The organism is Nocardiopsis protaetiae (assembly GCF_045446735.1).
In the GTDB taxonomy this organism is placed as follows: Bacteria; Actinomycetota; Actinomycetes; order Streptosporangiales; family Streptosporangiaceae; genus Nocardiopsis; species Nocardiopsis protaetiae.
The window spans coordinates 1-21,501 of sequence record NZ_JBJJBV010000007.1; the positions used below are offsets into that span (position 1 = coordinate 1).

A 21,501-nucleotide genomic window follows, 5' to 3' on the forward strand; every position below is an offset into this window, starting at 1 on the left:
GACAGGCTGGGGTTACTTAGCCTTCTCCAGGATCTCCACGACGCGCCAACGCTTCGTCGCAGAGAGCGGCCGCGTCTCCATGACCCGGACGCGGTCGCCGACGCCGCAGGAGTTCGCCTCGTCGTGCGCCTTGTACTTGGTCGTACGGCGGATGACCTTGCCGTAGAGGGCGTGCTTCACACGGTCCTCGACCTCGACGACGACGGTCTTGTCCATCTTGTCGCTGACGACGTAGCCCTCGCGGACCTTGCGGTCGCTGCGAGCCTCGCTCTGGTTCTCACTCATTCGGCTGCTTCCTTCGACTCCTGCGCCGACTCACCAGACAGCGGGGCGATCCCCAGCTCGTGCTCGCGCATGATCGTGTAGATCCGCGCGATCTCGCGCTTGACCGTGCGCAGTCGGCTGTGGTTGTCGAGCTGACCGGTCGCGGCCTGGAAGCGGAGGTTGAAGAGCTCGGCCTTGGCTTCCTTGAGCTTCTCGGCCAGGTCCTCGACGGACTGGTCGCGGAGCTCCTGGGCAGTCACGGACTTCGCCATCACTCCCCCTCCCGCTTAACGAACTTGCACTTCATCGGGAGCTTGTGCATGGCACGGCGCATCGCCTCCTTGGCGATGTCCTCGGGCACGCCCGACAGCTCGAACATCACACGACCGGGCTTGACCGGCGCGACCCACCACTCCGGGGAACCCTTACCGGAACCCATGCGGACCTCGGCGGGCTTCTTGGTCAGCGGGCGGTCCGGGAAGATGTTGATCCAGACCTTGCCGCCACGCTTGATGTGACGCGTCATGGCGATACGAGCGGACTCGATCTGCCGGTTCGTCACGTAAGCCGACTCCAGAGCCTGGATGCCGAACTCACCGAAGTTGACGGTCGTGCCGCCCTTGGCCTTGCCGCGCAGGTCAGGGTGGTGCTGCTTGCGGTACTTGACCTTACGAGGAATAAGCACTGGTCAGCTCCCCTCGGTCTGAGCGGACTCGGCCGGGGCCTTGGCCTCGGCGTTCTGCGGCTGGCCGCCACCGGCACCGCCGCGACGGCGGCGCTGCGGGCGCTCGCGGCGCTGACCGCCGCCACCGCCGCCGCCACCGGCGGAGCGCTGCGCGGCCTGGGCCGCCTCGCGCTCGGCGCGGGTCGCCGGAGCGTCACCCTTGTAGATCCACACCTTCACACCGATGCGACCGAACGTCGTACGGGCCTCGAAGAAGCCGTAGTCGATGTCGGCGCGCAGGGTGTGCAGCGGCACGCGACCCTCGCGGTAGAACTCCGAGCGGGACATCTCGGCCCCGCCCAGACGGCCACCGCACTGGATCCGGATGCCCTTGGCACCGGACTTGATCGCGCTCTGCATGGCCTTGCGCATCGCGCGGCGGAACGCCACGCGGCTGCTCAGCTGCTCGGCGACGCCCTGAGCCACCAGCTGCGCGTCGACCTCCGGGTTCTTGACCTCGAAGACGTTCAGCTGGACCTGCTTGGAGGTCAGCTTCTCGAGGTCGGTCCGGATGCGGTCGGCCTCCACGCCGCGGCGGCCGATGACGATGCCCGGCCGGGCGGTGTAGACGTCGACGCGGACGCGGTCGCGGGTGCGCTCGATCTCGACCTTGGAGATGCCCGCGCGCTCCATGCCGCGGGTCAGCATCCGCCGGATCGCGACGTCTTCCTTGACGTAGTCCTTGTAGGACTTGTCGGCGTACCACCGGCTCTTGAAGTCGGTGGTGATGCCGAGGCGGAACCCGTGCGGGTTAACCTTCTGCCCCACTATCGGGTCCTTTCCTTGGTCTTGGACGAGGCGCCCGAGCGCTCCGCGACGACCACGGTGATGTGGCTCGTACGCTTGGTGACTCGGAAGGCCCGGCCGAAGCCACGGGGCCGAATGCGCTTCAGGGTCGGACCTTCGTCCACCCAAGCGCCCTCGACGACCAGCGACTCGCGGTCCAGCTTGTCGTTGTGCTCAGCGTTGGCGATGGCACTGGCCAGCACCTTGCCAACAGGCTCGCTCGCCGACTGGGGCGCGAACCGGAGCACCGCCTGTGCCTCGTCAGCGGGCAACCCGCGAATAAGGTCCACCACCCGGCGGGCCTTTCGGGGCGTAACACGGACGAACCGTGCCTGTGCCCTCGTTCCCATCGCTTTTCCCTCGCTCACGGAAATTCATCCCCACTCACCGTGGAGAACGTGGTTCTTACTGCCTGTTGCGACCGACTAACGGCGGCTACGGCGGTCTTCCTTGACGTGGCTGCGGAAAGTACGCGTGGGAGCGAACTCGCCGAGCTTGTGGCCGACCATGGACTCGGACACGAACACGGGAACGTGCTTGCGACCGTCGTGGACGGCAATGGTGTGGCCGATCATCTCAGGGATGATCATGGACCGACGGGACCACGTCTTGATGACGTTCTTGGTGTTGGCCTCGTTCTGCGTCTCGACCTTCTTGAGAAGGTGGTCGTCGACGAACGGGCCCTTCTTCAGGCTACGTGGCATCAGACGTGCTCCTTACCGCTTCTTCTTGCCGCTGCGCCGACGCCGAACGATCAGCTTGTCGCTGGCCTTGTTCTTGGCCCGGGTCCGGCCTTCCTTCTTGCCCCACGGGCTGACCGGGTGGCGACCACCGGAGGTCTTGCCCTCGCCACCACCGTGCGGGTGGTCGACGGGGTTCATGACCACACCGCGGACGGTCGGGCGCTTGCCCTTCCACCGCGAGCGGCCGGCCTTGCCCCAGTTGATGTTGGACTGCTCGGCGTTGCCCACCTGGCCGACGGTCGCGCGGCAGGAGATCTCCACCATGCGCATTTCGCCGGAGGGCATACGCAGCGTGGCGTAGCGCCCCTCCTTGGCCAGGAGCTGGATCTGCGTACCGGCGGAACGGCCCAGCTTGGCACCGCCACCCGGCTTCAGCTCGACCGCGTGCACGAACGTACCCGTGGGGATGTTGCGCAGCGGGAGGCAGTTGCCCGGCTTGATGTCGGACTGCGGACCGTTCTCGACGCGGTCGCCCTGCTTGAGGCCGGCGGGCGCGAGAATGTAGCGCTTCTCACCGTCCACGTAGTGGAGGAGAGCGATGCGCGCGGTGCGGTTCGGGTCGTACTCGATGTGAGCGACCTTGGCCGGCACGCCGTCCTTGTCGTGGCGACGGAAGTCGATGACGCGGTAGGCGCGCTTGTGACCGCCACCCTGGTGACGGGCGGTGATCCGGCCGTGGCCGTTGCGGCCGCCCTTGGAGTGGAGCGGACGGACCAGGGACTTCTCCGGCTCCGAACGCGTGATCTCGACGAAGTCGCTCACGCTGGAACCGCGACGACCCGGCGTCGTCGGCTTGTACTTACGAATGCCCATCTTCTTCGTGCATTCCTTTACGTGTTACTGGTGTGGAGCGGTCAGGCGGGGACTGCTAGCGACCGAAGATGTCGATCTGCTGGCCGTCCGCGACACTGACGATCGCGCGCTTGGTGTCAGGGCGCTTGCCGTACCCGAAGCGGGTCCGCTTGCGCTTGCCCTTGCGGTTGATCGTGTTCACCGCGGTGACCTCGACCTCGAAGATCTGCTTGATGGCGATCTTGATCTGGGTCTTGTTGGCGTCCGGGTGAACGATGAACGTGTACTTGTTCTCGTCCATGAGCCCGTAGCTCTTCTCCGAGATCACCGGCTCGATGATGATGTCCCGCGGGTCGGGGATCCTCACTGGTCGTCCTCCTCGGACTGAGCAGCGGCCTTGTCGCCGGAGACGTGAGCCACGAACTCGGCGTAGCCCGCCTCGGTGAACACGATGTCGTCCGAGTAGAGGACGTCGTAGGTGTTCACCTGGTCGGCGTCGAGGATGTGCACCTCTTCGAGGTTGCGCAGAGCACGTCGGTTGTGCTCGTCCTCGCGGGCCAGGACGACCAGGACCTTGTCGGACTCGGTCACCTGGCGCAGCGCCTTGAGGGCGGCCTGCGTGAGCTTCGCGTCGGCGTCCTCGGCCACGAAGTGGCTGATGACGTGGATGCGGCCGTGGCGCGCCCGGTCGGAGAGGGCACCGCGCAGGGCGGCGGCCTTCATCTTCTTGGGGGTGCGCTGGCTGTAGTCGCGGGGCTGGGGCCCGTGGACCGTGCCACCACCGGTGTACTGGGGAGCGCGGATGGAGCCCTGGCGGGCGCGACCCGTGCCCTTCTGCCGGTACGGCTTCTTACCACCGCCGCGGACCTCGCCGCGGGTCTTGGTGGCGTGGGTGCCCTGGCGGCCGGCGGCCAGCTGGGCGTTCACGACCTGGTGGATCAGCGGGATGCTGATCTTCTGGGCGAAGACGCTCTCCGGCAGCTCGACGCTGCCCTTGGCGCCGCCCTCGGGGTTCTTGACCTCGATCTGGGCCATGGCTTACTTGTCCCCCTTCACAGCGGTGCGGACGAGCACCAGACCGCCGTTGGGACCGGGAACAGCACCCTTGACCAGGATGAGGCCCTTCTCCGCGTCCACGGAGTGAACGGTCAGGTTCTGGACGGTCTTGCGCACGTTGCCCATGCGCCCGGCCATCCGCATGCCCTTGAAAACGCGGCCGGGCGTGGCGCAGCCGCCGATGGAACCGGGAGAGCGGTGCTTGCGCTGCGTGCCGTGCGAGGCGGAGAGACCACGGAAGCCGTGGCGCTTCATCACACCGGCGAAGCCCTTGCCCTTGCTCTTGCCCGAGACGTCGACCTTCTGGCCGCTCTCGAAGACGTCCGCGGTGACCTCCTGGCCGAGCGTGTACTCGGAGGCGTCGGTCGTGCGGACCTCGACGTAGTGGCGGCGCGGGGTCAGGTCGTTCTTGCGCAGGTAGTCGCCGAGCGGCTTGTTGACCTTGCGCGGGTTGATCTGCCCGAAACCGATCTGAATGGCGGAGTAGCCGTCGGTGTCCGGGGTCCGGATCCGGCTCACGACGCACGGACCGGCCTTCAGAACCGTCACGGGCACCATCTTGCCCGCGTCGTCGAAGACCTGGGTCATGCCGAGCTTTTCGCCCAGGACTCCCTTGATCTGCTTGGTGGCCATGTCTGTGCGTCCTTAAAGCTTGATCTCGATGTCAACACCGGCCGGCAGGTCGAGACGCATCAGCGAGTCGACCGTCTTCGGCGTGGGGTCGATGATGTCGATCAGCCGCTTGTGGGTGCGCATCTCGAAGTGCTCGCGCGAGTCCTTGTACTTGTGCGGCGATCGGATGACGCAGTAAACGTTCTTTTCCGTCGGCAGCGGCACCGGGCCCGCGACCTGTGCGCCAGTTCGCGTCACAGTCTCGACGATCTTCTTCGCCGAGCTGTCGATGACCTCGTGGTCATAGGCCTTTAGCCGAATGCGGATCTTTTGTCCCGCCATGTGGCCTGTTCGTCCTTAGCTTCAGTGTCCGTAACGGTGTCCGGTCACAGACGCCCAGGCCAGGCGGAATCCGCCGACCGTGAGCCCCTATTCCCTTGAGAAACCGCAACAGGGCTTGCCCCTGCGGTGCGTCACCGTCACAGAGCCCGATGACGTCTTTTCGTTGTGCCGGGCGGGCCGCCGGAAATGGGCGGCCCGCCCGGCACGTCGGGGGGTTCCGGAAGGAACCTCCCCGGCGTGTACTACTTGAGGATCTTCGTGACGCGACCGGCGCCCACGGTCCGGCCACCCTCGCGGATGGCGAACTTCAGGCCCTCTTCCATCGCGACCGGCTGGATCAGGTTGACGGTCATCTCGGTGTTGTCACCGGGCATGACCATCTCCGTGCCCTCCGGCAGCGTCACGACGCCGGTGACGTCGGTGGTGCGGAAGTAGAACTGCGGGCGGTAGTTGTTGAAGAACGGCGTGTGGCGGCCACCCTCGTCCTTGGACAGGATGACGACCTGGGCCTCGAACTCGGTGTGCGGGGTGGTCGTGCCCGGCTTGATGACGACCTGGCCGCGCTCGACGTCCTCGCGCTTGATGCCGCGCAGGAGCAGACCGACGTTGTCGCCGGCCTGGCCCTGGTCGAGCAGCTTGCGGAACATCTCGACACCGGTGACCGTGGTGGTCTGCTTCTCGTCCTTGATACCGACGATGTCGACGGTCTCGTTGACGTTCACGATGCCGCGCTCGATGCGGCCGGTGACGACGGTGCCGCGACCGGTGATCGAGAAGACGTCCTCGATCGGCATCAGGAAGGGCTTGTCGGTGTCACGCTCGGGCTCGGGGATGTAGGCGTCCACGGTGCCCATGAGCTCCAGGACGGCCTTGCCCCACTCCGGGTCGCCCTCAAGGGCCTTGAGCGCGGAGACCTTGGTGACGGGGATGTCGTCGCCCGGGAACTCGTACTCGCTGAGCAGCTCGCGGACCTCGAGCTCGACGAGCTCGAAGATCTCCTCGTCGTCCACCATGTCGGCCTTGTTCAGGGCCACCACGATGTAGGGCACGCCGACCTGGCGGGCCAGGAGCACGTGCTCCTTGGTCTGCGGCATCGGGCCGTCGGTGGCGGCCACGACCAGGATCGCACCGTCCATCTGGGCGGCACCGGTGATCATGTTCTTCACGTAGTCCGCGTGACCGGGGCAGTCGACGTGGGCGTAGTGACGCGCCTCGGTCTGGTACTCGACGTGGGCGACGGAGATGGTGATACCGCGCTCGCGCTCCTCAGGAGCGTTGTCGATGTCCTCGAACGGCGTGAAGGGGTTGATGTCGGGGTACGCGTCGTGCAGCACCTTGGTGATGGCCGCGGTCAGCGTGGTCTTGCCGTGGTCAATGTGACCGATGGTGCCGATGTTGACGTGCGGCTTAGTCCGCTCGAACTTTTCCTTCGCCACTGGATGTCTCCTAGACGTACAGAGCTATCTGGTACCCGGCCCGCCCCGCTGGGGGCGGGACCGGATTGGTTACGTGTCCGCGGCTATTCGCCGCGGACCTTCGCCACAATTTCTTGGGCGACAGCGGACGGAACCTCCGCGTAGGAGTCGAACACCATCGAGTAGTTGGCGCGACCCTGGGTACGGCTGCGCAGGTCACCCACGTAGCCGAACATCTCGGAAAGAGGCACGAGGGCCTTGACGATCCGGACACCGGAACGCTCGTCCATGGACTGGATCTGTCCACGGCGGGAGTTCAGGTCGCCGATCACGTCACCCATGTAGTCCTCAGGGGTGGTGACCTCCACGGCCATGACCGGCTCCAGGAGAGTCGGCTTGGCCAGCTTGACGGCCTCCTTGAAGGCCATCGAACCGGCGGTCTTGAAGGCCATCTCGGAGGAGTCGACCTCGTGGTACTGACCGTCGGTCAGCGTCACCTTCACGCCGACCAGCGGGTAGTGGGCGAGGACGCCCAGCTCCGCGGCCTCCTGGCAACCGGCGTCGACCGACGGGATGTACTCGCGCGGGATGCGGCCACCGGTGACGGCGTTGACGAACTCGTAGCCGCTGGTGTCACCGCTCTCCGACTCGAGAGGCTCGACGTTGATCTTGACCTTGGCGAACTGGCCCGAGCCACCCGTCTGCTTCTTGTGGGTGTAGACGTGGCCTTCGACCTTCTTACGAATGGTCTCGCGGTAGGCCACCTGGGGCTTACCGATGTTCGCCTCGACCTTGAACTCGTCGCGCATGCGGTTGACGAGGACTTCGAGGTGCAGCTCGCCCATACCGGAGATGACGGTCTGGCCGGTCTGGTCGTCGGTGGCGACCTGGAAGGAGGGGTCCTCCTCCGCGAGGCGCTGGATCGCGATGCCCAGCTTCTCCTGGTCGCTCTTCGTCTTCGGCTCGATGGCCACCTCGATGACCGGGGCCGGGAAGGTCATGGACTCCAGGACGATGGCGTTCTGCGGGTCGCAGAGCGTCTCACCCGTGGTGGTGTCCTTCAGACCCATGACGGCGACGATGTCGCCGGCACCGACCTCGGCGATCTCCTCACGCTTGTTCGAGTGCATGCGGTAGATCTTGCCGATGCGCTCCTTGCGGCCCTTGACGCTGTTCAGCACCTGGGTACCGGTCTGGAGAACGCCCGAGTACACGCGCAGGTAGGTCAGCTTGCCGAGGTGCGGGTCGCTCATGATCTTGAAGACCAGGGCGGACAGCGGCTCGTCGTTGCTGGGCTTGCGCGAGAGCTTGGTCTCCTCGGTCTCGTCCTTGGGGTCGTGGCCTTCGATGGCCTCGATGTCCAGGGGCGAGGGGAGGTAGGCCACGACCGCGTCGAGCAGGGGCTGCACGCCCTTGTTCTTGAACGCGGTGCCGCAGACCACCGGGATGGCCGTGCCGGCGATGGTGGCGCGGCGGATCGCCGGGACCAGCTGCTCCAGGGTGGGCTCCTGCCCCTCCAGGTACAGCTCCATGATCTCGTCGTCGGCCTCGGCCAGCGTCTCCAGGAACTGGTCGCGCGCCTCACGGGCGGCGTCCGCGTGGGACTCCGGGATCTCGATCGTGTCGTACATCTCGCCCAGGGCGGCCTCGTCGTTCCAGACGTAGGCCTGCATCTTCACGAGGTCGATGACACCCTTGAAGTCGCCCTCGGCGCCGATGGGCAGCTGGATCGGCATCGCGTTGGCACCCAGGCGCTCGCGGAACATGTCCACGCAGCGCTGGAACTCGGCACCGATCTTGTCCATCTTGTTGACGAAACAGATGCGCGGCACGCCGTAGCGGTCAGCCTGACGCCAGACCTGCTCCGACTGGGGCTCGACGCCTTCCTTGGCGTCGAAGACCGCGACAGCACCGTCGAGAACACGCAGCGACCGCTCGACCTCGACCGTGAAGTCGACGTGGCCGGGCGTGTCGATGATGTTGATGGTGTGGTCGTCCCAGTGGGTGGTGGTAGCAGCGGAGGTAATGGTGATACCCCGCTCCTGCTCCTCCTTCATCCAGTCCATGGTGGCGGCGCCATCATGAACCTCGCCCACCTTGTGGGTCACACCGGTGTAGTAGAGGATCCGCTCAGTGGTGGTGGTCTTGCCCGCGTCGATGTGGGCCATGATCCCGATGTTGCGGACCCTGCCCAGGTCAAGCGCAGTCTTAACAGCCATGAGGCTCGTCTTCCCTCGGTTTATTGCTGTACAACCGCGGGGTTACCAGCGGTAGTGGGCGAAGGCCTTGTTCGACTCGGCCATCTTGTGCGTGTCCTCACGCTTCTTGACGGCCGCGCCGAGACCGTTGCTGGCGTCGACCAGCTCGTTCATCAGACGCTCGGTCATGGTCTTCTCACGACGCTGGCGCGAGAAGGAGACCAGCCAGCGCAGGGCCAGCGTGGTGGACCGGGAGGCGCGAACCTCGACCGGAACCTGGTAGGTCGCGCCACCGACACGGCGGCTGCGGACCTCCAGCGCGGGCTTGACGTTGTCCAGCGCCCGCTTGAGGACGACCAGCGGGTCCTGGCCGGTCTTCTCGCGGGCACCCTCCAGGGCGTCGTAGACGACGCGCTGGGCGATCGAGCGCTTGCCGTCGAGCAGCACCTTGTTGATCAGTGCGGTGACGAGCGGCGAACCGTAGACCGGGTCGGTGATGAGCTGGCGCTTCGGCGCCGGGCCCTTGCGCGGCATGCTTACTTCTCCTTCTTGGCGCCGTAACGGCTACGCGCCTGCTTGCGGTTACGGACACCCTGGGTGTCGAGCGAACCGCGGACGATTCGGTAGCGGACACCCGGCAGGTCCTTCACACGACCACCGCGCACCAGCACGATGCTGTGCTCCTGGAGGTTGTGACCGATACCGGGGATGTAGGCCGTGACCTCGATCCCGCTGCTCAGCTTCACGCGAGCGACCTTGCGCAGGGCGGAGTTCGGCTTCTTCGGCGTGGTGGTGTAAACGCGCGTGCACACACCACGACGCTGCGGACTCCCCTTCAGCGCCGGGGTCTTGTTCTTTGCGACCTTGTCCTGTCGGCCCTTGCGGACCAGCTGCTGGATGGTGGGCACCGCGTCTCCGTCTTCCTCGTGACCTACGCCGGTTCTCGTAGCCGTATCGCTATTGACCTGCTGGATTTCCCGAACCTCCCCGACCCACGCTGTCGGGCGTGTCGCGCTCGTTCCGACGCACGACGCACACCCGAAAAGGGGCCGATTTTCACGGGAGGGGGTTCACATGCGCTGCGCGCCGCAGGTCTTCGAGGACCGGGGCGCCGCACACACACGTGTGACCCGTCGACTCACGGGCACAATCACACAGGCTACCGTCTACCCTCTAGGCGGTCAAAACGGTGTGCGACATGGCGAGGACAACGGAACCGGTCCTCACGTAGCCGTGGGTCTCCACCAGTCTACGCCGTCCCGGCGCTGCTTCGCCCCGGATTTCCACCAGGGCGGGGTATAGCACAACGGCCGCCCCCCGTCGACCATTGTCACAGGGGGCGGCCGTCTTCTCTACGGGAGCAGCCAGATGGCGACGGAGATCACCGTGACCAGGATGCCCAGCACCGCGAAAACGGTGCCGCCGGTGATGAACCCGAGCCCGTCCAGCTGCCCGTTGGACGCCCGGATCGCCCGCTTGGCCTTGGGGCCGGTGACCAGCAGCGCCAGCAGCGCGGTGACGAGGCCGACACCGGGGATCAGCGAGGCGACGCCCAGCCACAGGGTGACGACCGCCCCCTTCTCCGTGTCGGCGAGGAAGTCGATGCTGTCGTAACCGGGGTAGGCGTCCCCGGCCTCGCCGCCCAGCGGCCGGTCCTCGAACCCGGGGAACTCCTCGGCGATGACGTCCTTTTTCCGCTTCTTCGCCTTGGGCTTGACCGGCATCCCGTAGTCGGCGGGCGTGAAGCCGTCGTCGTACTCCGACTCCTCCTGCACCGGCTCGATCATCTGCGTGGCCTCGGCGGTCTCCTCGCCGCGGGCCCGCGACTGCATGTCGGCGATCGCCGCCAGCGGGTCCTCGGGCTCCTCGCGCCGCCGGCGCTCGGCCTCGCGCACCACGTCGGGCAGCCGCGGGTCGTCCCGGTCGAACGCCCAGGTGTTGCCCGTCGCGGCGGGCCCCTCCCCGTCCCACTCGTCCGGCTCGGGCACGTCGGTCCACGGGGCGGAGCCGCGCTCCTCCCGCGAGTCGGGCACCCGCACCGGCCCGGGAACCCCGTAGGAGTCGTCCGTCAACGGATCGACGGAGGAACGGTCCCCGGCACCATCGCGAAGGTCGTCGGCGTCCGCGCCCCAAGCAGGTGAGCGGTCTCCGTCCAAGGCCGGGTCGGCCTCCCAGGTGGAAGAGCGCCCGCCGCCCAGGTCGGAGGCCCCGGCAGAACCGCCTCGGGCGTCCCCGTCCCAGGGCCCGAGCTCGTCCTCCAGCCCCGCCGCGGTACCACCGCGGCCGTCGGCGTCCCACTCAGAAGGCGAATAGCCGGCGGAGGAACGCCCACCGTCCAGGGCCGGGTCCGCCTTCCAACCCGCATCCCTGCGGTCGCTCTCCCAGGAACCGAGCTCATCCTCCACGCCCGCCGCAGCGGCACCGCCACGCGCGTCGGCGTCCCAGGCGGAATCCGGGTACCCGGCGGCGGAGTCACGAAGGTCCGCGCCCCCACCGGCACCGCGAGTGTCGTCATCCCAGGAGGGGCGGCCATCGTCCAGGGAGGAGCCACCGCGACCGTCCGCGTCCCAGGCGGAGGACGGGTATCCGGCGGCAGAGCCGCCGAGGTCCGCACCGGCGCCACCCGCGCCGCTGGTGTCGGCGTCCCAAGTGGAGGCACGGCCGCCGGTCAGATCCGCGTCCGAGTCCCAGGGAGCACGGTCGCCGTCCAGGGAGGAGCCGCCACGCGCATCGGCGTCGGCATCCCAGGCGGAAGCGGAAGGCGAGTAGTCGGCGCCCCCAGACGTCGCACCAGCCCCACGCGCACCGTCGACATCCCAGGGAGCACGGTCGTCGTTCGGGTCCGCCGTCCCGGCGCCGCGGCTGTCGCTGTCCCAGGCGGAAGGCGAGTAGCCAGCGGCGGAGTCACGGAGGTCGGTGTCCCCAGCCGTCGCACCGGCCCCGCGAACATCAGCGTCCCAGGGGGCACGGTCGTCGCCCAGGGAGGAGCCGCCGCGTGCATCGGCGTCGGCGTCCCAGGGGGCACGGTCGTCACCCAGGGAGGAGCCACCGCGTGCATCGGCGCCAGCGTCCCAGGGGGCACGGTCGCCGTCCAGGTCCGCCGCCCCGGCACCGCGGCTGTCGCTGTCCCAGGCGGAAGGCGAGTAGCCAGCGGCGGAGTCACGGAGGTCAGCGTCCCCACTGGCAGCACCGGCGCCATCGGCGTCCCACGGGCCGCGGTCGCCGTTCAGGTCCGCCACCCCGGCGCCGCGGGTGTCCGCGTCCCAGGCAGAGGGCGAGTAGCCAGCGGCGGAGTCACGGAGGTCTGCGCCCCCGCTGGTCCCGGGAGCACCGTCGGCATTCCAGGGGCCGAGCTCGTCGTCCAGGCCTTCCGCAGCGGCGCCGCCGCGGAAGTCGGTGCCGCCGGTCGTCGCACCGGCACCACCGCGGCCGTCCGTGTCCCAGCGGGCGCGGTCGCCGTCCAGGTCCGCCGCCCCGGCGCCGTGGGTGTCGGCGTCCCAAGCGGAGGAGGGGTATCCGGCGGCAGAGCCGCGGAGGTCCGTGTCCCCAGACGTCGCAGCGACCCCACGCGCACCATCGGCACTCCAGGGAGCACGGTCACCATCGAGGTCAGCGTCCCCACTGGCCGCACCGGCCCCGCGAGCATCAGCGTCCCAGGAGGCGCGGTCGTCACCCAGGGAGGAGCCGCCGCGCGCATCGGCGTCGGCGTCCCAGGCGGAGGTGCGGGCGCCGGTCAGATCCTCGTCCGCGTCTCGGCGGTCGGCGTCCCAAGGGGCGCGGTCGCTGCGAGCATCGGTGTCGGTGCCCCAAGCGGAGGGTGCGTATCCGGCGGCGGCATCGCGGGGATCGGTTCCCCCGGCGGCACCGTCGGCATCCCAGGAGCCGCGGTCATCACCCAGGCCCGCCGCAGCGGCGGGGTCGCGGAGGTCGGCTCCCCCGGCCGTCGCACCGGCCCCGCGGGCGTCGGCGTCCCAGGCGGAGGGTGGGTAACCGGAGGCGGAGCCGCGAAGGTCTGCGTCCCCAGGCGTCGCGTCGGCCCCACGGGTGCCATCGGCAGCCCAGGAAGCACGGTCGCCGTCCAGGTCCGCCGTCCCGGCCCCGCGGCTGTCGCTGTCCCAGGAGGAGGGCGAGTAGCCACCGGCGGAGTCGCGCAGGTCGGCTCCCCCACCGGCCCCAGGAGCGCCATCAGTGTCCCAGGGAGCACGGTCACCACGGAGGTCAGCGCCCCCACTGGCCGCACCGGCGCCATCGGCGTCCCACGGGCCGCGGGCGTCGTTCAGGTTCGCCGTCCCGGCGCCGGGGGCGTCGCTGTCCCAGGAGGAGGGCGAGTAACCGGCGGCGGGGTCCCGGAGGTCGGTGCCGCCGACCGTCGCGTCGGCCCCGCGGGCACCGTCGGCGTCCCAGGCGGAGCCGGGGTAGCCGGGGGCGTCGCCGCGGGTGTGGGGGGACGCGGCGGTGGGCCGGTCGGTCCACAGGGGTTCGGAGTCCGGGCGCAGGGCCGGGATCTCCTGGGTCTCGGGGTCCTCGCCCGGGATGCGGGTGAGCGGCCGGTAGGCCGCGTCGCCGGCGCCCGGGTAGGACAGGGGGTTGGGCGATTCCACGGGAGGCCCGCCCAGGGCCTCCGGGTACGGGTCCGCCAGGGCGGGGCGCGACGAGCTCAGGCCCGCGTATCCCCCGCTGTCCGGGAAGACCGTCTCCTCCTGCTGCTGTTCCTTGCCCTCCAGCGGGTCCTGGTAGTCCGACTGCTTGAGGTGGCGGTCCTCACTCGGCTTGAACCACGAAGCGCCACCGCCGGCATCCCGTCCGCCCCCGTTATCAGTCATGCCTCTCCCGCCGGCGCCGTGGCGCCCTCTCCCCGGTCCGCGCTCACGGACCCTCTTACACCGAACGGCGGCGGCACCGCCCCCCGTAAGGGGCGGCAGGCCGCCGCCGTCAGTTCACTTCGCTACCGGTTGTACGGCCCGAAGTCGTACTCCTCCAGCGGCACGGCCTCGCCGGAGCCCTGCCCGAAGGTGTACTCGCTCGGCTCCTCGTAACCGGAGACCGAGTACATCGAGGCCTTGGCCTCCTCGGTGGGCTCCACCCGGATGTTGCGGTACTGGGGGATCCCCGTACCGGCCGGGATGAGCTTACCGATGATGACGTTCTCCTTGAGGCCGAGCAGCGGGTCGCTCTTGCCGTGGATCGCGTTCTCGGTGAGCACGCGGGTGGTCTCCTGGAAGGAGGCCGCCGACAGCCACGACTCGGTGGCCAGCGACGCCTTGGTGATGCCGAGCAGCACCGGACGACCGGCCGCGGGCTGTCCGCCCTCGGAGACGACACGGCGGTTGATCTGCTCGAACTTGGGCCGCTCGACCATCTCACCGGGCAGCAGCTCGGTGTCGCCCGACTCCAGGATGTTCACGCGCTTGAGCATCTGGCGCACGATGATCTCGATGTGCTTGTCGTGGATGGACACACCCTGCGACTTGTACACCTCCTGGACCTCGGACACCAGGTGCTGCTGCACCGCGCGCGGGCCCTGGATGCGCAGGACCTCGTGCGGGTTGATCGCACCCTGGATGAGCTGCTGTCCCACCTTGACGTGGTCGCCCTCGTCCACCAGGCGCTGGGCGCGCATGGGGACCGGGTAGGCGATCTCGTCGGTGCCGTCGTCGGGGATGACGACGATCTTGCGGCTCTTCTCGGTGTCGTCGATCCGGATCCGACCCTCGACCTCGGAGATCGGGGCCACACCCTTGGGGATGCGGGCCTCGAAGAGCTCCTGGACACGGGGCAGACCGTGGGTGATGTCCTGACCGGCGGAACCACCCATGTGGAAGGTACGCATGGTCAGCTGGGTACCGGGCTCACCGATGGACTGGGCCGCGATGATGCCGATCGCCTCGCCGACGTCCACCGGCTTGCCGGTCGCCATGGAGCGGCCGTAGCAGGTGGTGCAGACGCCGATCTTCGCCTCGCAGGTCAGCGACGAGCGGATGCGCACCCGGGTGATCCCGGCGGCGATCAGCTTGTCGATGTTCTGCTCGGAGGTGTCGGAGAGCGCCGGCAGCACCAGGTCGCCGTTGGCGTCGTGGACGTCCTCGGACAGGGTGCGGCCGAAGCCGGTGTTCTCGACGTTGTGCTTGCGCACGACGACGCCGGCGGTGTTCTTCTCACCGATCTCGTGCCACAGCGACCGGTCGGTGCCGCAGTCGATCTCCCGGACGATGACGTCCTGGGCGACGTCCACCAGACGACGGGTCAGGTAACCCGAGTCGGCGGTCCGCAGCGCGGTGTCGGCCAGGCCCTTGCGCTGGCCGTGCGTGGAGATGAAGTACTCCAGCACGGACAGGCCCTCGCGGTAGGAGGACTTGATCGGGCGCGGGATCGTCTCACCCTTGGTGTTGGAGACCAGACCGCGGATACCGGCGATCTGGCGCACCTGCATCGGGTTGCCTCGGGCGCCGGACTGGACCATCATCCACACCGGGTTGTCGGCGGGGAAGTTGTCCTCCATGTTCTTGGCGACCTCGGCGGTGGCCTGGGTCCACACCTCGGTGAGCTCGTTGCGGCGCTCGTCGTCGGTGATGAGACCGCGGTCGTACTCCCGCTGGATCTTGTCGGCCTTGCGGTCGTAGCCCGCGAGGATCTCCGCCTTCTGCGGCGGCGCGACGACGTCCTCGATGCCGATGGTCAGGCCGGACCGGGTGGCCCAGCGGTAACCGGCGTCCTTGAGGGCGTCCAGGGTCGTGGCGACCTGCACCTTGGGGTAGTTCTCGGCGAGGTCGTTGACCAGCACCGAGATCTGCTTCTTGCCGACCTGGTAGTTGATGTACGGGTAGTCCACCGGGGTGGTCTCGTTGAAGAGGTACCGGCCCAGGGTGGTCTCCAGGGTGTACGCCTCGCCCGGCTGCCAGTTCTCCGGCGGCGTCCAGTCCTTGGGAGCCGGGGCGCCGTCCTCGATGCGCAGGCGGATCTTCGCCTGCAGGTCGAGGTCGCCCAGGTCGTAGGCCATGATCGCCTCGGCCGGACCGCGGAACGCACGGCCCTCGCCGGCGGCCCCCGCCCGCTCCGTCGTCAGGTAGTACAGGCCGATGATCATGTCCTGGGTGGGCATGGTCACGGGCTTGCCGTCGGACGGCTTGAGGATGTTGTTGGTGGCGAGCATCAGCAGCCGCGCCTCGGCCTGGGCCTCGGCGGACAGCGGCAGGTGCACGGCCATCTGGTCACCGTCGAAGTCCGCGTTGAACGCGGTGCACACGAGCGGGTGGATCTGGATGGCCTTGCCCTCGACCAGCTGCGGCTCGAACGCCTGGATGCCCAGGCGGTGCAGGGTCGGGGCGCGGTTGAGCAGAACCGGGTGCTCGGTGATGACCTCTTCGAGGACGTCCCACACGACGGGGCGGGACCGCTCCACCATGCGCTTGGCGCTCTTGATGTTCTGCGCGTGGTTCAGGTCGACCAGGCGCTTCATCACGAACGGCTTGAAGAGCTCCAGGGCCATCTGCTTGGGCAGACCGCACTGGTGCAGCTTCAGCTGCGGGCCGACGACGATGACCGAACGGCCGGAGTAGTCGACGCGCTTGCCGAGCAGGTTCTGGCGGAACCGGCCCTGCTTGCCCTTGAGCATGTCGGACAGCGACTTGAGCGGACGGTTGCCGGGCCCGGTGACGGGCCGGCCGCGGCGGCCGTTGTCGAACAGCGCGTCGACGGCCTCCTGGAGCATCCGCTTCTCGTTGTTGACGATGATCTCGGGCGCGCCCAGGTCCAGCAGCCGCTTGAGGCGGTTGTTGCGGTTGATGACGCGGCGGTACAGGTCGTTGAGGTCGGAGGTCGCGAAGCGGCCACCGTCCAGCTGCACCATCGGACGCAGGTCCGGCGGGATCACCGGGATGCAGTCCAGCACCATGCCCATGGGGCTGTTGCGGGTGTTGAGGAACGCCGAGACGACCTTGAGCCGCTTGAGGGCGCGGGCCTTCTTCTGGCCCTTGCCGGTGCGGATGATCTCGCGGAGGCGCTCGGCCTCCTCGTCCAGCTCGAAGTTGGCGAGCCGGTCCTGGATGGCCTGGGCGCCCATGCCGCCGCGGAAGTACTTCCCGAAGCGGTCCCGCATCTCGCGGTAGAGCATCTCGTCGCCCTCAAGGTCCTGGACCTTGAGGTTCTTGAACCGGTTCCAGACCTCGTCGAGGCGGTCGATCTCGCGCTGGGCGCGGTCGCGCAGCTGGCGCATCTCGCGCTCGGCGCCCTCGCGCACCTTGCGGCGCGCGTCGCCCTTGGCACCCTGCTCCTCAAGCTCGGCCAGGTCGGCTTCGAGCTTGCGGTGCCGCTCCTCGATGGTGGAGTCGCGGCGCTGCTCCATGTGCTGCTTCTCGACCGCGATCCGCGCCTCCAGGGACTGGAGGTCGCGCTCACGGGCCTCGGTGTCCACCCACGTGACCATGTAGGCGGCGAAGTAGATGATCTTCTCGAGATCCTTCGGCGCCAGGTCCAGCAGGTAGCCCAGGCGGGAGGGCACACCCTTGAAGTACCAGATGTGCGTGACGGGCGCGGCGAGCTCGATGTGGCCCATCCGCTCACGGCGCACCTTGGCGCGGGTCACCTCGACGCCGCAGCGCTCACAGATGATGCCCTTGAAGCGGACGCGCTTGTACTTGCCGCAGTAGCACTCCCAGTCCCGGGTCGGGCCGAAGATCTTCTCGCAGAAGAGGCCGTCCTTCTCGGGCTTGAGGGTCCGGTAGTTGATGGTTTCGGGCTTCTTGACCTCGCCGTGCGACCACTGGCGGATATCGTCGGCCGTGGCCAGGCCGATGCGCAGCTCGTCGAAGAAGTTGACGTCGAGCACTTAATTCGTCCCCTGCTCTCGAAGAATGCGGAAGTTAGACTTCTTCGACACTGCTCGGCTCGCGCCGACCCAGGTCGATTCCCAGTTCTTCCGCCGCGCGGAAGACGTCCTCGTCGCTGTCCCGCATCTCGATGGACATACCGTCACTGGACAGCACCTCCACGTTCAGACAGAGCGACTGCATCTCCTTGATGAGCACCTTGAAGGACTCAGGGATGCCCGGCTCGGGGATGTTCTCGCCCTTGACGATGGCCTCGTAGACCTTGACCCGGCCCACCACGTCGTCGGACTTGATGGTGAGCAGCTCCTGGAGGGCGTAGGCGGCGCCGTACGCCTCCAGCGCCCACACCTCCATCTCACCGAAGCGCTGGCCGCCGAACTGCGCCTTACCGCCCAGCGGCTGCTGGGTGATCATGGAGTACGGGCCGGTGGAGCGCGCGTGGATCTTGTCGTCCACGAGGTGGTGGAGCTTGAGGATGTACTTGTAGCCGACGGAGATGGGCTCCGCGAAGGGCTCACCGGTGCGGCCGTCGAACAGACGGGCCTTGCCGTCCGCGTTGATCAGGCGGTTGCCGTCCTTGTTCGGGCGGACCGACGTGATGAGGCCGCTGAGCTCGTCACCGTGCAGGCCGTCGAAGACCGGCGTGGCGACCCTGGAGTCGGGCGGAACGTCGGTGGCGCCGATGGCGTCGAGCGCCTGCTGCCACTCCTCCTCCACTCCCTCGACCAGCCAGCCGTTCTTGGCCAGCCAGCCCAGGTGGACCTCCAGTACCTGGCCGACGTTCATACGGCCGGGGACGCCCAGCGGGTTGAGGATGATGTCGACCGGGGTGCCGTCCTCCAGGAAGGGCATGTCCTCCTGCGGGAGGATCTTGGAGATGACGCCCTTGTTGCCGTGGCGGCCGGCGAGCTTGTCGCCGTCGGTGATCTTGCGCTTCTGGGCCACGTAGACGCGGACCATCTCGTTCACGCCGGGGGCGAGCTCGTCGCCCTCCTCGCGGCTGAACACCTTGACGCCGATGACCTTGCCGGACTCGCCGTGCGGCACCTTCAGGGAGGTGTCGCGGACCTCGCGGGCCTTCTCACCGAAGATGGCGCGCAGCAGGCGCTCCTCCGGGGTCAGCTCGGTCTCGCCCTTGGGCGTGACCTTGCCGACGAGGATGTCGCCGTCGACGACCTCGGCGCCGATGCGGATGATGCCCCGGTCGTCGAGGTCGGCGAGGACCTCTTCACTGACGTTGGGGATCTCGCGGGTGATCTCCTCCGGGCCCAGCTTGGTGTCGCGGGCGTCGACCTCGTGCTCCTCGATGTGGATCGAGGAGAGGACGTCGTCCTGCACCAGGCGCTGGCTGAGGATGATCGCGTCCTCGTAGTTGTGGCCCTCCCAGGACATGTACGCCACGAGGAGGTTCTTGCCCAGCGACATCTCACCCTGGTCGGTGGACGGGCCGTCGGCCAGGACCTGGCGCTCCTCGACCCGCTGCCCCTCGGTGACGATGGGTCGCTGGTTGAAGCAGGTGCCCTGGTTGGAGCGCTGGAACTTGTGCAGGCGGTACGTCTTGCGGGTGCCGTCGTCGGCCATGATGGTGACGTAGTCGGCGGTGACGTCCTCGACCACGCCGGCCTTCTCGGCGAGCACGACGTCACCGGCGTCGGTGGCGGCGCGGTACTCCATGCCGGTGCCGACGAACGGGGACTCGGCCCGCAGCAGGGGCACGGCCTGGCGCTGCATGTTGGAGCCCATGAGCGCGCGGTTGGCGTCGTCGTGCTCCAGGAACGGGATCATGGCGGTGGCGACCGACACCATCTGGCGCGGCGACACGTCCATGTAGTCGACCTCGTCGGTGCTGACCTGCTCGAACTCGCCGCCCTTACGGCGGACGAGCACGCGGGCCTCGGCGAAGGTGCCGTCGGCGTTCATCGGCGTGTTGGCCTGCGCGATGATGTACCGGTCCTCCTCGTCCGCGGTGAGGTAGTCGACCTGGTCGGTGATGCGACCGTCGACGACCTTGCGGTACGGGGTCTCCACGAAGCCGAACGGGTTGACCCGCCCGTACGCGGCCAGCGAGCCGATGAGACCGATGTTGGGACCTTCGGGGGTCTCGATCGGGCACATGCGGCCGTAGTGGGACGGGTGCACGTCGCGGACCTCGAAGCCGGCGCGCTCACGGGACAGACCGCCCGGGCCCAGCGCCGACAGGCGGCGCTTGTGGGTCAGACCCGCGAGCGGGTTGGTCTGGTCCATGAACTGGGACAGCTGCGAGGTGCCGAAGAACTCCTTGATGGAGGCGACGACGGGGCGGATGTTGATCAGGGTCTGCGGCGTGATCGCCTCGACGTCCTGGGTGGTCATCCGCTCGCGGACGACGCGCTCCATGCGGGCCAGGCCCAGGCGGACCTGGTTCTGGATGAGCTCGCCGACGGTGCGCAGGCGGCGGTTGCCGAAGTGGTCGATGTCGTCGACCTCGATGGGCAGGGTGCCGCGCGCGGTCTCGCGCTCCTTCTCGCCCGCGTGCAGGCGCACGAGGTACTCGATGGTGGCGACGATGTCCTCTTCGGTCAGCGTGCCCTGCGTGTAGTCGGTCTCCAGACCGAGCTTCTTGTTGATCTTGTAGCGGCCGACCTTGGCCAGGTCGTAGCGCTTGGGGTTGAAGTAGAGGTTCTCCAGCAGCGCCTGGGCCGACTCCTTCGTGGGCGGCTCTCCCGGGCGCAGCTTGCGGTAGATGTCCAGCAGCGCGTCGTCGGTGCCGGCGGTCGGGTCCTTCTCCAGCGTGTTGCGGATGGACTCGTACTGGCCGAAGCGCTCCAGGATCTGGTCGGTGGTCCAGCCCAGCGCCTTGAGCAGGACGGTGACGCCCTGCTTGCGCTTGCGGTCGATGCGGACGCCGACGAAGTCGCGCTTGTCGACCTCGAACTCCAGCCAGGCACCGCGGGACGGGATGACCTTGCAGCCGAAGAGGTCCTTGTCGGTGGTCTTGTCGACGGACTTGTCGAAGTAGACGCCCGGGGAGCGGACCAGCTGGGAGACGACGACACGCTCGGTGCCGTTGATGATGAAGGTGCCCTTGTCGGTCATGAGCGGGAAGTCGCCCATGAAGACCGTCTGGCTCTTGATCTCACCGGTGTCGTTGTTGATGAACTCCGCGGTGACGAACATCGGCGCGGAGTAGGTGGCGTCCCGTTCCTTGCACTCGTCGACCGTGTTCTTGGGCGGCTCGAAGCGGTGGTCACGGAACGAAAGGGACATCGTGCCCGAGAAGTCCTCGATCGGGCTGATCTCCTCGAAGATCTCTTCGAGACCGGACTGCTCCGTTACGTCCTTGCGGCCAGCGTTCCGGGCCGACTCGACCCGGGCCTTCCACTTGTCGTTGCCAAGCAGCCAGTCGAACGACTCGGTCTGCAGGGCAAGCAGGTTCGGAACCTCAAGGGGTTCCTGGATACGGGCGAAAGAAACGCGGTGCGGACCAAGGGCGTTAGCGGAGGCGTTGCGCGAGGCTGCCAACAGGGGTCCTTCCGAAGGCTTGTGGCGGTTGAAGCGCGCACGCCAGACGATCCGTCACGAGAAGGACCGCCGCAACGCGGTTGAGACGGTCACATCGAGCGGGAACGGGCACCGTGTCCAGACGAAACGGGCTGGTCGGCAGCCGGTCACCGGCACAGGGATCACCAAAGGGCAGCGCAAAAGAGCAGTGTAGCCGAACACTACACCGCTGTCCACTCATGGTCCACAGCGCAACTCACGACA

At 67.9% G+C, this 21,501-nt stretch carries 18 protein-coding genes; all 18 read right to left on the minus strand.

Features of this window, described 5'->3' with window-relative positions:
* Positions 1-12: 12 nt before the first annotated feature.
* On the minus strand, positions 13-285 hold the full coding sequence (gene rpsQ, locus ACJOT3_RS01915) for a 30S ribosomal protein S17 (RefSeq protein ID WP_406968077.1): 273 nt from the start codon (positions 283-285) through the stop codon (positions 13-15).
* Positions 282-536 (minus strand): 50S ribosomal protein L29, encoded by a 255-nt coding sequence (rpmC, locus tag ACJOT3_RS01920; protein ID WP_406968078.1) that lies wholly within the window; start codon positions 534-536, stop codon positions 282-284. Before rpmC ends, rpsQ begins: the two co-directional genes overlap by 4 nt.
* On the minus strand, positions 536-949 hold the full coding sequence (rplP, locus tag ACJOT3_RS01925) for a 50S ribosomal protein L16 (protein WP_220563395.1): 414 nt from the start codon (positions 947-949) through the stop codon (positions 536-538). The genes rpmC and rplP overlap by 1 nt, the downstream gene beginning before the upstream one ends.
* 3 nt (positions 950-952) lie before the next feature.
* Complete coding sequence (gene rpsC / locus ACJOT3_RS01930) at positions 953-1,756, minus strand: 30S ribosomal protein S3 (protein WP_406968081.1); 804 nt, start codon at positions 1,754-1,756, stop codon at positions 953-955.
* Complete coding sequence (gene rplV, locus ACJOT3_RS01935; protein ID WP_073382319.1) at positions 1,756-2,124, minus strand: 50S ribosomal protein L22; 369 nt, start codon at positions 2,122-2,124, stop codon at positions 1,756-1,758. The genes rpsC and rplV overlap by 1 nt, the downstream gene beginning before the upstream one ends.
* 75 nt (positions 2,125-2,199) lie before the next feature.
* The gene (gene rpsS / locus ACJOT3_RS01940) at positions 2,200-2,478 is read right to left on the minus strand and encodes a 30S ribosomal protein S19 (RefSeq protein WP_073382317.1); all 279 of its coding nucleotides are present in this window, start codon (positions 2,476-2,478) and stop codon (positions 2,200-2,202) included.
* Between the two features lie 12 nt (positions 2,479-2,490).
* Entirely contained in the window at positions 2,491-3,330 is an 840-nt protein-coding gene (gene rplB / locus ACJOT3_RS01945) for a 50S ribosomal protein L2 (RefSeq protein WP_073382314.1), read from the minus strand.
* A gap of 55 nt (positions 3,331-3,385) precedes the next feature.
* A complete protein-coding gene (rplW, locus tag ACJOT3_RS01950; RefSeq protein WP_220563398.1) occupies positions 3,386-3,676 on the minus strand; it encodes a 50S ribosomal protein L23 in 291 nt (96 codons plus the stop codon).
* On the minus strand, positions 3,673-4,344 hold the full coding sequence (gene rplD / locus ACJOT3_RS01955; RefSeq protein WP_406968084.1) for a 50S ribosomal protein L4: 672 nt from the start codon (positions 4,342-4,344) through the stop codon (positions 3,673-3,675). Before rplD ends, rplW begins: the two co-directional genes overlap by 4 nt.
* A gap of 3 nt (positions 4,345-4,347) precedes the next feature.
* The gene (gene rplC, locus ACJOT3_RS01960) at positions 4,348-4,998 is read right to left on the minus strand and encodes a 50S ribosomal protein L3 (RefSeq protein ID WP_306370904.1); all 651 of its coding nucleotides are present in this window, start codon (positions 4,996-4,998) and stop codon (positions 4,348-4,350) included.
* Between the two features lie 12 nt (positions 4,999-5,010).
* Positions 5,011-5,319: a 30S ribosomal protein S10 gene (gene rpsJ / locus ACJOT3_RS01965; protein WP_014908366.1), complete on the minus strand. Its 309-nt coding sequence runs from the start codon at positions 5,317-5,319 to the stop codon at positions 5,011-5,013.
* Between the two features lie 242 nt (positions 5,320-5,561).
* Positions 5,562-6,755 carry an elongation factor Tu gene (gene tuf / locus ACJOT3_RS01970; protein ID WP_406968087.1) on the minus strand — a complete coding sequence of 398 codons (1,194 nt, stop codon included), beginning with the start codon at positions 6,753-6,755 and terminating at the stop codon, positions 5,562-5,564.
* An 83-nt stretch (positions 6,756-6,838) separates the two neighbouring features.
* Positions 6,839-8,953, minus strand: coding sequence for an elongation factor G (fusA, locus tag ACJOT3_RS01975; protein ID WP_406968089.1), 2,115 nt, complete (start codon positions 8,951-8,953; stop codon positions 6,839-6,841).
* A 42-nt stretch (positions 8,954-8,995) separates the two neighbouring features.
* On the minus strand, positions 8,996-9,466 hold the full coding sequence (rpsG, locus tag ACJOT3_RS01980) for a 30S ribosomal protein S7 (protein ID WP_220563403.1): 471 nt from the start codon (positions 9,464-9,466) through the stop codon (positions 8,996-8,998).
* A gap of 2 nt (positions 9,467-9,468) precedes the next feature.
* Positions 9,469-9,840, minus strand: a complete 372-nt coding sequence (gene rpsL, locus ACJOT3_RS01985) for a 30S ribosomal protein S12 (protein ID WP_017538026.1) — start codon at positions 9,838-9,840, stop codon at positions 9,469-9,471.
* 444 nt (positions 9,841-10,284) lie between these two features.
* Positions 10,285-13,755: a hypothetical protein gene (locus tag ACJOT3_RS01990; RefSeq protein ID WP_406968091.1), complete on the minus strand. Its 3,471-nt coding sequence runs from the start codon at positions 13,753-13,755 to the stop codon at positions 10,285-10,287.
* Between the two features lie 122 nt (positions 13,756-13,877).
* The gene (locus ACJOT3_RS01995; RefSeq protein WP_406968093.1) at positions 13,878-17,756 is read right to left on the minus strand and encodes a DNA-directed RNA polymerase subunit beta'; all 3,879 of its coding nucleotides are present in this window, start codon (positions 17,754-17,756) and stop codon (positions 13,878-13,880) included.
* 34 nt (positions 17,757-17,790) lie between these two features.
* Complete coding sequence (gene rpoB / locus ACJOT3_RS02000; protein WP_406968095.1) at positions 17,791-21,258, minus strand: DNA-directed RNA polymerase subunit beta; 3,468 nt, start codon at positions 21,256-21,258, stop codon at positions 17,791-17,793.
* Positions 21,259-21,501 lie beyond the last annotated feature (243 nt).